The sequence below is a fragment of the Micromonospora sp. NPDC051141 genome, assembly GCF_044455765.1.
In the GTDB taxonomy this organism is placed as follows: domain Bacteria; phylum Actinomycetota; class Actinomycetes; order Mycobacteriales; family Micromonosporaceae; genus Micromonospora.
In genome coordinates, this window is record NZ_JBITFD010000004.1 from 90672 (window position 1) to 103260 (window position 12589).

Sequence of the window (12589 nt, forward strand, 5' to 3'; positions counted from 1 at the left end):
TCGGAAGTTACGCTCGTTTCAGAAACTTGTGAAGACTGTAGGGTCACAGCGTGAGTGTCGAGGAGCCGACCATGACCGAGCTGTCCCACCACGACGACGAAGAGGTCCACCTCTTCGTCGAGCGGATGGCGATGGCCTTCGCCGACGTGGGCTTTCCCCGGATGGCCGCCCGGGTCCTGTTCACCGTGATGAGCGCCGACGAGCCGCTGACCGCGGCCGAGATCGCCGCCCGGCTGGGCGTCAGCGCGGCGGCCGTCAGCGGCGCGGTCCGCTACCTGACCCAGTTCGCCATGCTGGTCCGCGAACCGGTCAAGGGCTCCCGGCGCGACCGCTACCGGATGCCGGACAACCCCTGGTACGAGGCGACCATCACCAAGACCAACCTCTACAAGAACTTCATCGACATCGCCGGGGGTGGCGTCGACGCGTTGCGCGGGCGGAGCACGCCGGCCGGCGAACGGGTCGCCGAGATGCGGGACTTCTTCCTCTTCGTACAGGAAGAGGTGGAGTCGCTCGGCGACCGGTGGCGGGCCCGGCGTGCCGCGACCGGGCACGGCGGCCCGGCCGGCGGCTGACCGCTCAGCGGGTGTTGCCCCAGCGGGCCTGCTCCAGCAGGTCCGCCGCCCGCTCCCGGGCCGCCGGGTCGTCGTCGGCGCGCAACAGCGCGGTCGCGGCGTCCACCGCCTCGGCGAGACGCCGCCACTGGAGGTCCCGCTCCCGCACCAGGTCGGACTGGGCGGCGAGCCGCCGGGTCTTCACCCACAACTCGACGAAGACGGTTACCTTGGCCCGCAGCACCCACGGATCGAACGGCTTGGTCAGGTAGTCGACCGCACCGACCGCGTAGCCGCGCAGCGCGAGCTGGGCGTCCTTGTCCGCCGCGGTGAGGAAGATGATCGGTACGTGCCGGGTGCGCTCCCGCCGCTTGATGTGGGTGGCGGTCTCGAAGCCGTCCATGTCCGGCATCTGGGCGTCGAGCAGGATCACCGCGAAGTCGTCCACCAGCAACTGCTTGAGCGCGGCCTCACCGCTCTCCACCGCGACCGACTGCACCGGGAGCCCCTGGAGGATGGCCTCCAGGGCCATCAGGTTCTCCCGCCGGTCGTCCACCAGCAGTGCCTTGGCCGTCTGCGTCACGTGCTCTCCTCGCCCTTGCTCCGGCTGATCCAGGACGCCATCAGCCCGATCAACTCGTCCAGGTCCACCGGCTTGGTGATGTAGTCGCTGCCACCGGCCGCGAGCGCCGACTCCCGGTCACCGGGCATCGCCTTGGCGGTCAGGAACACGATCGGCAGGTCCGCGAAGCGGTGGTTGCGGCGGATCTGCGCGGTCGTCTCGTAGCCGTCCTGGTCCGGCATCATCGCGTCCATCAGCACGATGTCCACCTCCGGATGCTCGGCGAGCTGGCGCACCCCGTCCACCCCGTTGTCCGAGTACAACACGGTCATCCCGTGCAGTTCCAACGCGGAGGTCAGCGCGAACACGTTCCGGACGTCGTCGTCGATGATCAGCACGGTCACGCCGTCCAGCCGGCGGGTCGCCGGCGTCTCCTGCGGCTGCGGCAGCTCCATCGGCATGAGCAGCGACGACGGCAGGCCCGCGCGGCTCGGCGACGGCGGCGCGGGCGCGACCACCGCGTCCGGCGCCAGCACATCCGGTACGAAGAGCGTGAACGTCGACCCCTGCCCCGGCGCGGACGACACGGTGATCGTGCCGCCGAGCAGGCGGGCCAGGTCGCGGCTGATCGACAGGCCCAGCCCGGTGCCGCCGTAGCGCCGGCTGGTGGTGCCGTCGGCCTGCTGGAACGCCTCGAAGATCAGCGAGAGCTTGTCGTCCGAGACGCCGATCCCGGTGTCGATGACGGTGAACGCGATGACCCGCTGGGCGTTGGTCAGCGCCGGCACGTCGAAGACCGCGTTCTCGGCGGCCGGCCCGATGCGCAGCGTCACCGCCCCGTTGTCGGTGAACTTCACCGCGTTCGACAGCAGGTTGCGCAGGATCTGCTGCAACCGCTGGGCGTCGGTGACCAGGGCCGGCGGCAGCTCCCGGCTGACCCGGACCTGGAAGTCGAGCCCCTTCTCCTCGGCCTGCGGCGCGAACGCCTGCTCGACGTAGCCGCGGATCTCGGCAAACCGGATCTCGGCCGGCTCCACGTCCATCCGGCCCGCCTCGATCTTGGAGAGGTCGAGGATGTCGTCGATCAGCGACAGCAGGTCGGACCCGGCGCCGTGGATGGTGCGGGCGAACTCGATCTGCTTCGCGCTCAGGTTCCGCTCCGGGTTCTCCGCCAGCAGCCGCGCCAGCAGCAGCAGCGAGTTCAGCGGCGTCCGCAGCTCGTGGCTCATGTTGGCCAGGAACTCCGACTTGTACGCCGACGCGCGGGTGAGCTGCTGCGCCTTCTCCTCCAGGCCGAGCCGGGCCAGCTCGATCTCCCGGTTCTGCGTCTCGATGTTGGCCTTCTGCTCCGACAGCAGCTTCGCCTTGTCCTCCAGCTCGGCGTTGGTGCGCTGCAACTCCGCCGACTGGTCCTGCATCTCGTGCGCCAGCCGCTGCGACTGCGCCAGCAGCTCCTCCGTACGCCGGTTGGCCTGGATGGTGTTGACCGCGACGCCGATGGTCAGCACCAGCCGCTCCAGGAACGACAGGTGCAGCTCGGAGAAGGTGGTCACGCCGGCGAACTCGATTACGCCGAGCAGCTCCCCCTCGAACAGCACCGGCAGCACCACCAGGTCGGCCGGGGGCGTGTCGGCCAGCCCGGAGCGGACCACCAGCCGGCCGCCCGGCTGCGCCTTGACCCGGATCGTCCGGCGGGACAGCGCGGCCTGCCCGACCAGCCCCTCGCCGGGGCCGAACGTGACGTCGTGGCCCCGGGCCACGTAGCCGTAGGAGGCGGTGAGCCGCAGCCGCATGCTGCCCTCGGAGCTGTCCGCCAGGAAGAACGCGCCGAGCTGCGCGTCGACGAGCGGCGTCACCTCCATCATGATCATGCGGCAGACCTCGCCCAGGTCCCGCTGACCCTGGAGCAGGCCACCGATGCGGGCCAGGTTGGAGTCGAGCCAGCCCTGCTCGGCGTTCTTCTTGGTCGTCTCCCGGAGGGTGACGATCATCTGGTTGATGTTGTCCTTCAGCTCGGCGACCTCGCCCTGCGCCTTCACGTTGATCCGCTGGGTCAGGTCGCCCCGGGTCACCGACGTGGAGACCTGTGCGATGGCGCGCAACTGCGTGGTCAGCGTCGAGGCGAGCTGGTTGACGTTCTCGGTGAGGTCGCGCCAGGTGCCGGAGACCCCCTTCACCTGCGCCTGACCGCCGAGCTTGCCCTCGGTGCCCACCTCACGCGCCACCCGCGTCACCTCGTCCGCGAACGAGGAGAGCTGGTCCACCATCGTGTTCACGGTGTTCTTCAGCTCCAGGATCTCGCCCTGCGCGTCCACCGTGATCTTCTGACCCAGGTCACCCCGCGCCACCGCCGTGGTCACCGACGCGATGTTGCGGACCTGACTGGTCAGGTTCGACCCCATCGAGTTCACGTTGTCGGTCAGGTCCCGCCAGGTGCCGGAGACCCCCTTCACCTGCGCCTGACCGCCGAGCTTGCCCTCGGTGCCCACCTCACGCGCCACCCGCGTCACCTCGTCGGCGAACGACGAGAGCTGGTCCACCATCGTGTTCACCGTCGACTTCAGCTCCAGGATCTCGCCCTGCGCGTCCACCGTGATCTTCTGCGACAGGTCGCCCTTGGCGACCGCGGTGGAGACCTGGGCGATGTTCCGCACCTGGGCGGTCAGGTTGGACGCCATCGAGTTCACGTTGTCGGTGAGATCCCGCCAGGTGCCGGCCACGCCCCGCACCTGCGCCTGCCCGCCGAGCTTGCCCTCGGTGCCCACCTCACGGGCCACCCGCGTCACCTCGTCGGCGAACGACGAGAGCTGGTCGACCATCGTGTTCACCGTCGACTTCAGCTCCAGGATTTCGCCCCGGGCGTCCACGGTGATCTTCTGCGACAGGTCGCCCTTCGCCACCGCCGTGGTGACCGACGCGATGTTGCGGACCTGGGAGGTCAGGTTCGACGCCATCGAGTTGACGTTGTCGGTGAGATCCCGCCAGGTGCCGGAGACGCCCTTCACCTGTGCCTGACCGCCGAGCTTGCCCTCGGTGCCCACCTCACGCGCCACCCGCGTCACCTCGTCCGCGAACGAGGAGAGCTGGTCCACCATCGTGTTCACGGTGTTCTTCAGCTCCAGGATCTCGCCCTGCGCGTCCACCGTGATCTTCTGACCCAGGTCGCCCTTCGCCACCGCGGTCGACACCTGGGAGATGTTCCGGACCTGGCTGGTCAGGTTGCCGGCGAGCTGGTTGACGTTCTCGGTGAGATCGCGCCAGGTGCCGGAGACACCGCGTACCTGGGCCTGGCCGCCGAGCTTGCCCTCGATGCCGACCTCGCGGGCCACCCGGGTCACCTCGTCGGCGAACGACGAGAGCTGGTCCACCATCGTGTTGACGGTGTCCTTCAGCTCCAGGATCTCGCCCTGCGCCGCCACCGTGATCTTCTGACTGAGGTCGCCCTTCGCCACCGCCGTGGAGACCTGGGCGATGTTGCGGACCTGGGAGGTCAGGTTCGACGCCATCGAGTTGACGTTGTCGGTCAGGTCCTTCCACGTGCCGGCCACGCCCGGCACCTGCGCCTGCCCGCCCAGCTTGCCCTCGGTGCCCACCTCACGAGCCACCCGGGTCACCTGCTCGGCGAAGAGGCGCAGCGTGTCGGTGAGCGAGTTCATGGTGTCCGCCAGTTCGGCCACCTCGCCGCGCGCGCCGACGGTGATCTTCTGCGACAGGTCGCCCTTCGCCACCGCGGTCGCCACCTGGGAGATCGACCGCACCTGGCCGGTCAGGTTCGACGCCATGGTGTTCACCGAGTCGGTGAGGTCCTTCCAGGTGCCGGCGACGCCGCGCACGTCGGCCTGGCCGCCGAGCTTGCCCTCGGTGCCCACCTCACGGGCCACCCGCGTCACCTCGTCGGCGAACGACGAGAGCTGGTCGACCATGGTGTTCACGGTCCGGCCGATCCGCAGGTACTCACCGCGCAGCGGGCGCCCGTCGATCTCCAACGCCATGTGCTGGGACAGGTCGCCGTCGGCCACCGCCACGATGACCCGGGCGATCTCGGTGGCCGGCCGGCCCAGGTCGTCGATCAGCGAGTTGACCGCCCGCTGCCCCTCCGCCCAGGAGCCCTCCAGGCCCTCGTCGTCGAGGCGCTCGGTCAGCCGGCCGTCCCGGCCGACGATCCGGCTGATCCGGCGCAGGTCCAGCTGCTGCCGTTCCTGGAGCGACACCACGTCGTTGAACGCGTCGGCCACCTCGCCGGAGCGCCCCGCCCGCCGCGGCAGGCGGACCCGGAGGTCGCCGCGAGCCACCCGCTGCAACGCCTCGACCAGCTCGCCGAGGAGCACCTCGTGGTCGGCGGCGGACGGATCCGCGCTCACCGACTGTTTCGCCGTGGTCATCATTCCTCGCTCAGCTCGGGGCCCACCGGCTCGTGCCGACACGCGGCCATCCCATCATTCTGCCGCGCGATCCGTCGAGGTCACGGCGGGCGGGGGCGCGTCACGGACGGTATCCGCCCGAGTTTCCGGGTTCGGCCGGAGCGCTTGGCACCCGGGGCGGCGGCGGTAGAGGATACGGAGGTGTCAGCGGAGGCAGGGCCGACCCTGAGCGGCGGCGCGGACGAGCACGTCCGCCGCGTCCGCCTCCCCGCCGACCGGCGCACCCCCGCGGCGGCCCGGGCGCTGGTGCGGGCCATGCTCCTCGAAGCCGACCTGCCCGAACTGCTCAACGAGGCGCTACTGCTCACCACCGAGCTGACCACCAACGCGGTCGAGCACGCGCGCACCGAACTGGACATCGAGGTCGAGGCCGACCCAGCCGGGTTCACGGTCACCGTCACCGACTTCGCCTCCGGCCCGGTCGACGAACTGGTCGTCGGCGTGCGCAACACCACCGCCGACATCACCGAGGTGGCGGCGCGCGGTCGTGGCCTGCTGCTCGTCGACCACTTCGCCAGCCGGTGGGGCACCACGTACCTCCCGACCGGCAAGGGCGTCTGGTTCCGCCTGGACCGGCCCGGTCGGGGCGGGCCCGCCCGGCTGTCCGCCGCACCGGGCCGGACCGGCACGGAACGCCCGGACCAGGGCACGCCGAGCGCCGCGGCGATGAGCGAGCTGATGCAGACCACCCCCGACGCGTACGCCGACGATCCGCTGCCCGAGTTCGCCGCCGGGCTGCTGACCCGGGTGGGCGAGATGGTCGGCGCGGCCGGCGGCACGGTCCGACTGGACCGCGGGGACGGGCTGGGCACCCAGGTGCTCGCCCGCTACGGCCGGGCGCCCCGGGAGGGCAACGAGCTGCTGCGCGTACCACTCGCCGTGCACCGCCCGTACGCCGGTGAGCTGGAGCTGGACGCGGCGCCCTCGGCGTACGCCCGGCCGCTCGCGGTGCTGGCCGCCGAGCGGCTGTCGCTGCACCTGGAGAACGACCGGCTGCGTCGCGCCGACGTCCGCCGGTCCGCCTGGCTGACCTTCCTCGCCGAGGCGAGCGAACTGCTCGCCCAGTCGCTCGACGTCGAGCTGACCATGGCGCTCGTGCCGCAGCTCGTGGTGCCCCGGCTCGGTCAGTGGTGCGCGGTGCACACCACCGACGAATGGGGGCGGCTGCGCCTCGCCGCGTCCAGCCACGCCGACGAGGCGATGCTGCCCCACCTGCACCGGGTCCTCGCCGAGACCGGCCCGGACTCGATCCAGTCCCGGCTGCGCGAGGCGTCCCGCAGCCAGACGCAGGTGCCGTTGGGCGGGCCGATGGAGGGCTTCGCCGTCCCGTTGATCGCCCGCGGGCAGCGACTCGGCACGCTCGCCGTGGGCCGCCACCAGCGGCACCGGCACGACCCCGACGAGGTCTCGGTGCTGGAGGACGTGGCCCGGCGGGCCGCGCTCGCCATCGAGAACGCCCGCATCCACGCCGAGCGTCGCCGGGTCGCGCAGACGCTCCAGCAGTCGCTGCTGCCGCCGGTGCTGCCGGTGGTGGAGGGCATCGGCTTCGCCGCCGAGTACGTCCCGACCGGCGACGACGCCGAGGTCGGCGGCGACTTCTACGACGTGGTGCCGCTGCCGGACGGTCGCTGGCTGGTGGTGGTCGGGGACGTCTCCGGCAAGGGCGTGCAGGCCGCCGCCGTGACCGGCCTGGTCCGCGACGTGATCCGGGTGCTGGTGGGCGACGGCAAGCCGCTGCCGGAGGTGCTCGGCCGACTCAACGAGACGCTTGTCGAGCGGGGCGGCGGGCGCTACTGCACGCTCGCGCTGGCGGCGGTCACCCCCGGCGACGGCGACCAGCTCGACGTCTCCCTGCACCTGGCCGGCCACGACCGGCCGGTGCTGCTGCACGGCGGTGGCGGCGCGACGTTCGTCGGCGCCAGCGGCACCGCGCTCGGCCTGCTCGACGCCATCACCACCCCGACTGCCGAGCTGGCGCTCAAGCCGGGCGACGCGCTCATCTTCTACACCGACGGGGTGACCGAGCGACGGCGCGGCCGGGAGCTGTTCGGCACCGAGCGGCTGCGTGAGTCCGCGGCGCCGCTGGCCGGCTACTCCGCCGACGTGGTCGCCGCCCGCCTGCGCGCCGCCACCATCGCGTTCTCCGCCGAGCCTCCGCGCGACGACATCGCCGTCCTGGTGCTCCGCAACGACATCCCCTGACCGTCCAGGCTGCTCGGGCTCAGAGGCCGCCGGGGAGGCGGCCGGGGGCCAGCCGGCGGTGCGGATCCAGGTGCGCCTTGGCGCTACGCAGTCGCGGCAGCGCGGGCAGCTCGCCCCAGAGGTCGACGCCGCGGCGCACCGGGGCCGGCGCCGCCACCACCACGCACCGGCCCTGCCGGGCGATCAGCACGCCGCGGACCGCGGTGAGGATCGAGGCGACCCGCTCGGGCGCCAGCGACCCGGGCAGGGCGGCGTACGCGGAGCCGATCCCGGCGGAGCCGCGCACCGGCATCGGGGTGCCGGCGGCGTCGCGCAACGCGTAGACCGCGGCGTGCAGGTCGGTGGCGGGCAGGTCGATGCGCAGCGCGGTGTCGCCCGGGGCGAACGGATAACGGCCCCACCACTCGGGCGCGTGGTGGTTGACCACGGCCTCACCGCCGAGCACGGCGGTCAGTCGCTCGGCGCGTCCCGCCACGTCGGACGGGCCGCCCTCCAGCAGCACCACCAGGCTACCCACCGCCGGCCGACCGGTGACCGCCGGATGGTCGGGGCGGCCGGCCACCGAGGGATGGCTGGCGGGGATCCGGCGGCGGGGCAGGGGGATCGGGACCGGCAGGTCCAGCTCGACGGCGGCCGGATCGACCCCGGCGGCCTGCACCGCCCGCACCAGGTCGGGCAACTCCAGCGGCGACCAGAGCGGGCGGGACACCCAGACCCGGCCGGCCGGCGCCGCGTGCACCCGCATGGTGGCCGAGACCAGGACGCCGAGGCCGCCCTGCGAGCCGCAGAGCAGCCGGGCCACGTCCAGCCCCGGCAGGCCGCCGGCACCGAGGACCGCGTCACCACCACCGGCAACCGGGCCGCCGGCACCGGGGCCACCACCGACGGCGACGAGGCCACCGAGGTCGAAGCCGCCCGTCGGGGCCGCGCGTTCGAGGCGTGCCGTGCCGGACTCGCCGACGCTGACCAGCTCGCCGTCGGCGTCGAGGTAACGCACGCCGACGAGTTGCGCGCACGGGCTGCCGTGCCCGTGGCGCAACGGGCCGGCCTCGTCGGCGGCCAGCACCCCGCCCAGCGTCGCCCCCGGCGAGGGCGCGTCGACCGGGAGCCGCCGACCGGTGCGGCCCAGCGTGGCCTGCACCGCCCGCAGCGGCGTACCGGCCCCGATCTCGGCCACCGCGGCGTCCCTCGGCTCGTGCCAGACGCCGGCCAGCCGGCCGGTGTCGAGCATGATGTCGACCCGGCCCGGGGCGGCACCCCAGTCGATCTTCGTGCCGGCGCCGCGCGGCACCACGGTCAGGTCGTGCGCCGCCGCCAACCGGAGCACCTCGGCGGCGGCACGCGGGCCGCCCGGCACGGCCACCCAGCGGGCGGTGCGGCCGGCCACCTCGTCGGCCGGGCCGGCGAAACGGGCGAACGGACGGCCGCAGATCTCGGCCAGCTTCCGGGTGATCTCGAGGGCTCCGGGTCGGTCGGTGGAACGCGCAGCAGCCGCCATGGCGGCAATCGTACACATGTTCGAAGATGCTGGCGGCGCATCGCGGGGCTTCGCGCGGCGCGGAGCCCGGCGGCGGTGCGTCGACCGGTAACGTGACGCCGTGACCACGACCCCACAGCCCACGGCGAAGCGCGTTCCGGCCGAGCGGACCCACCACGGTGACACCGTCGTCGACGAGTACGCCTGGCTCGCCGCCAAGGACGACCCGGAGACGATCGCCTACCTGGAGGCCGAGAACGCCTACACCGAGGCGCGCACCGCGCACCTGGCCGAGCTGCGGGCCGAGCTGTTCGAGGAGACCCGCCGGCGCACCCAGGAGACCGACCTGTCGGTGCCGACCCGCAAGGACGGCCACTGGTACTACACCCGCACGGTCGAGGGGCAGCAGTACGGCGTGCGCTGCCGGCGCGCCGTCCGCCCCGGTGAGACCACGCCCCCGGTCAGCGCGGACGGCGCCCCGCTCGACGGCGAGGAGGTGCTGCTCGACGGCAACCAGCTCGCCGAGGGGCACGACTTCTTCTCGCTCGGCGCGTTCGACGTGAGCCCGGACGGCCGCTGGCTGGCCTACTCCACCGACTTCTCCGGCGACGAGCGGTTCACCCTGCGGATCAAGGACCTGTCCACCGGGGAGCTGCTGCCCGACGAGGTGCCCGACACGTTCTACGGCACGGCGTGGTCCGGCGACGCCTCCACGCTGTTCTACGTCACCGTGGACGACGCCTGGCGGCCGAACCGGGTGTGGCGGCACACCGTCGGCACCGGCCCGGACGAGGACGTGGTGGTCCACCAGGAGGACGACGAGCGGTTCTGGGTGGGCGTCGAGCTGACCCGCTCCGAGCGTTTCGTGGTCATCGACATCCACAGCAAGATCACCAGCGAGGTCCGGGTCATCCCGGCGGCCAACCCCACCGGCGAGCCGGCGATCGTGGCCCCGCGGCGACAGGGTGTCGAGTACGCGGTCGAGCACCACGGCCACCGCTTCCTGATCCTGCACAACGACGGCGCGGAGGACTTCGCGCTGGCGTACACCTCGGCCGACGCGCCGGGCGACTGGACGCCGCTGATCCCGCACACGCCGGGCACCCGGCTGGAGTCGGTCGATGCGTTCGAGAACCATCTCGTGGTCTCGCTGCGCAGCAACGGGCTCACCGGGCTGCGGGTGGTGCCGGTCGGCAGCGACGACAGCTGGGACATCGACTTCCCCGAGCCGATCTACAGCGTCGGGCTGGACGCGAACCCGGAATACCGCACCGACGCGATCCGACTGCGCTACGCCTCGCTGGTCACGCCCGAGTCGATCTACGACTACGACCTGACCGGCCGCGAGCTGACGCTGCTGCGACGCAAGCCGGTACGCCCCGGCCCGGACGGGCGGGCGTACGACCCGGCCGACTACGAGCAGCACCGGGACTGGGCGCTGGCCGACGACGGCACCCGGGTGCCGATCTCGCTGGTCTGCCGCCGGGACACCCCGCGCGACGGCTCCGCGCCGGCGGTCATCTACGGCTACGGCTCGTACGAGGCCAGCATGGACCCGTGGTTCTCGATCGCCCGCCTGAGCCTGCTCGACCGCGGCGTCATCTTCGCGGTCGCGCACATCCGCGGCGGCGGCGAGCTGGGCCGCCGCTGGTACGACGAGGGCAAGCTGCTGGCCAAGAAGAACACGTTCACCGACTTCGTGGCCTGTGCGCGGCACCTGGTCAAGGCCGGCTGGACGACGAGCGACCGGCTGGTCGCCCGGGGCGCCTCGGCCGGCGGCCTACTGATGGGCGCGGTGGCCAACCTGGCCCCGGACGCGTTCGCCGGGATCGTCGCGCAGGTGCCGTTCGTGGACGCGCTCTCCTCGATCCTCGACCCGTCGCTGCCGCTGACGGTCACCGAGTGGGAGGAGTGGGGCAATCCGCTGGACGACCCCGAGGTCTACGCGTACATGAAGTCGTACACCCCGTACGAGAACGTGAGGTCGGCCGACTACCCGGCGATCCTGGCGGTGACCAGCCTCAACGACACCCGGGTGCTGTACCACGAGCCGGCCAAGTGGATCGCCCGGCTGCGCGCGCTCGCCCCGCAGGGCGACTACCTGCTCAAGACCGAGATGGGCGCCGGCCACGGCGGGCCCAGCGGCCGGTACGACTCCTGGCGCGAGGAGGCGTTCGTCAACGCGTGGACGCTGGACCGCCTCGGCCTCGGGTAAGGGCCCGGGTGAGCGAGGAGGAGCAGCCGGCGGCGCGACGCGGGCCGACCTGGCTGATCCTCGCGGTCGTCGCCGCCGCGCTGGTGGTCTGCTGCTGCTCGACCGCGATCGGCCTGGCCGTCGCCGGCCCCGCCGGCCTGCTCGGCCGCTGACTCAGGTGGTGCCGGCGGCGCAGACCTACGGCCCGCGTCGGCCGAGGCGGACGCGGGCCGGTCGGTTCAGCGGGGCCAGGCCGGGTCGCGTCCGGTCCGGCCCAGCAGCGCGTCCAACGTGCCCGGGGCCGCGTCGGTCGGCACCGGCGCGGCGAACACGCCCATCTGCTGACCCATGTCGCCCCGCTCGTCCAGGAACTCGTGCAGGGCCGTCACCACCGACGGGTCCACGGTGAACTCCTGGTCGGTGGCGCGGGCCAGGTCCCAGCCGTGCACGGTGAGATCGATCAGAGCCATCGAGCCGATCGTCTTCTGGGGCACGCCCATGCCCGCCGAGACGCCCTCCAGCACGGCCGGATCCGACCACGTCTCGACCAGCCGCGCCGCCTCCTTCGGGAACCGGTCGCGCCAGCCGCTGGTCAGGTGGTCGGTCCGGACCGACCAGTCGGCCTCCTCGCGCCGGGCCAGCGCCTCGAAGTTGACCACCACGTCGAACAGGTGGTTGAGCAGGTCACGCACCGTGTAGTCACGGCACGGCGTGGGTCGGTCGAGGTGGTCGTCGGAGATGCCCCGCACCACCGCCACCGTGCCCGGCTCGGCGAGGGCCAGCAGCTCACTAGTCTTCGTACTCATAGGACCCAGGGTATGAGCGCGGTCTTGCAGAAATGCGACACGAACGGCCCTGCCGGGACGGGCCGCGTGCCGACCGGCCCGTCGAGGTCGCCACAGTGGGCGGTTGCGGCGGTTCGTCCAGGTCAAGGCGTTGCGCTGCGTGACGGCGGTCGGCACTGTCGACGTCCTCGCGAACCGCCTTTGCTCTGCAGCCACGGAGGCATCACGCACGGAAGGTGACGATGCTGACCCGATCGTCGTAGCATCACTCGGCGCGCAAGACCTGCTCAAGACCATGCTGCGCCGGTGGCTGCAGAGCAAAGGCGGCGGAAGCCCGCACCCACCGCCCGAGCCTACGAACACCGTCAGTAACCACTGCGGACAACTACTGTGA

The 12589-nt window shown here is 72.4% G+C and carries 9 protein-coding genes; 5 read left to right on the forward strand and 4 right to left on the reverse strand.

Annotated elements, in window-relative coordinates; translation table 11 throughout:
• Nucleotides 1–50: 50 nt before the first annotated feature.
• Nucleotides 51–575, forward strand: coding sequence for a GbsR/MarR family transcriptional regulator (locus tag ACIA6B_RS08695; RefSeq protein WP_396772172.1), 525 nt, complete (start codon nt 51–53; stop codon nt 573–575).
• A gap of 4 nt (nt 576–579) precedes the next feature.
• Here the strand turns inward: ACIA6B_RS08695 and ACIA6B_RS08700 are convergent, their stop codons facing one another.
• Together ACIA6B_RS08700 and ACIA6B_RS08705 are read right to left on the reverse strand one after the other, a co-directional pair.
• Complete coding sequence (locus ACIA6B_RS08700) at nt 580–1137, reverse strand: two-component system response regulator (RefSeq protein WP_396772173.1); 558 nt, start codon at nt 1135–1137, stop codon at nt 580–582.
• Entirely contained in the window at nt 1134–5498 is a 4365-nt protein-coding gene (locus tag ACIA6B_RS08705; protein ID WP_396772174.1) for a HAMP domain-containing protein, read from the reverse strand. Before ACIA6B_RS08705 ends, ACIA6B_RS08700 begins: the two co-directional genes overlap by 4 nt.
• Before the next feature lie 180 nt (nt 5499–5678).
• Between ACIA6B_RS08705 and ACIA6B_RS08710 the strand changes: the two genes are divergently transcribed.
• Nucleotides 5679–7739, forward strand: coding sequence for a SpoIIE family protein phosphatase (locus ACIA6B_RS08710; RefSeq protein WP_396772175.1), 2061 nt, complete (start codon nt 5679–5681; stop codon nt 7737–7739).
• A gap of 19 nt (nt 7740–7758) precedes the next feature.
• On the opposite strand, the gene ACIA6B_RS08715 is transcribed toward ACIA6B_RS08710, so the two are convergent.
• Nucleotides 7759–9237 (reverse strand): FAD-binding oxidoreductase, encoded by a 1479-nt coding sequence (locus ACIA6B_RS08715; protein ID WP_396772176.1) that lies wholly within the window; start codon nt 9235–9237, stop codon nt 7759–7761.
• A 100-nt stretch (nt 9238–9337) separates the two neighbouring features.
• Between ACIA6B_RS08715 and ACIA6B_RS08720 the strand changes: the two genes are divergently transcribed.
• Both ACIA6B_RS08720 and ACIA6B_RS08725 read left to right on the forward strand, forming a co-directional pair.
• Nucleotides 9338–11431, forward strand: coding sequence for a S9 family peptidase (locus ACIA6B_RS08720; protein WP_396772177.1), 2094 nt, complete (start codon nt 9338–9340; stop codon nt 11429–11431).
• Between the two features lie 8 nt (nt 11432–11439).
• Nucleotides 11440–11583: a hypothetical protein gene (locus ACIA6B_RS08725; protein ID WP_396772178.1), complete on the forward strand. Its 144-nt coding sequence runs from the start codon at nt 11440–11442 to the stop codon at nt 11581–11583.
• 66 nt (nt 11584–11649) lie between these two features.
• On the opposite strand, the gene ACIA6B_RS08730 is transcribed toward ACIA6B_RS08725, so the two are convergent.
• A complete protein-coding gene (locus ACIA6B_RS08730) occupies nt 11650–12216 on the reverse strand; it encodes a TIGR03086 family metal-binding protein (protein ID WP_396772179.1) in 567 nt (188 codons plus the stop codon).
• Between the two features lie 103 nt (nt 12217–12319).
• Here ACIA6B_RS08730 and ACIA6B_RS08735 point away from each other — a divergent pair, with 103 nt between their 5' ends.
• Nucleotides 12320–12589, forward strand: a complete 270-nt coding sequence (locus ACIA6B_RS08735) for a hypothetical protein (RefSeq protein WP_396772180.1) — start codon at nt 12320–12322, stop codon at nt 12587–12589.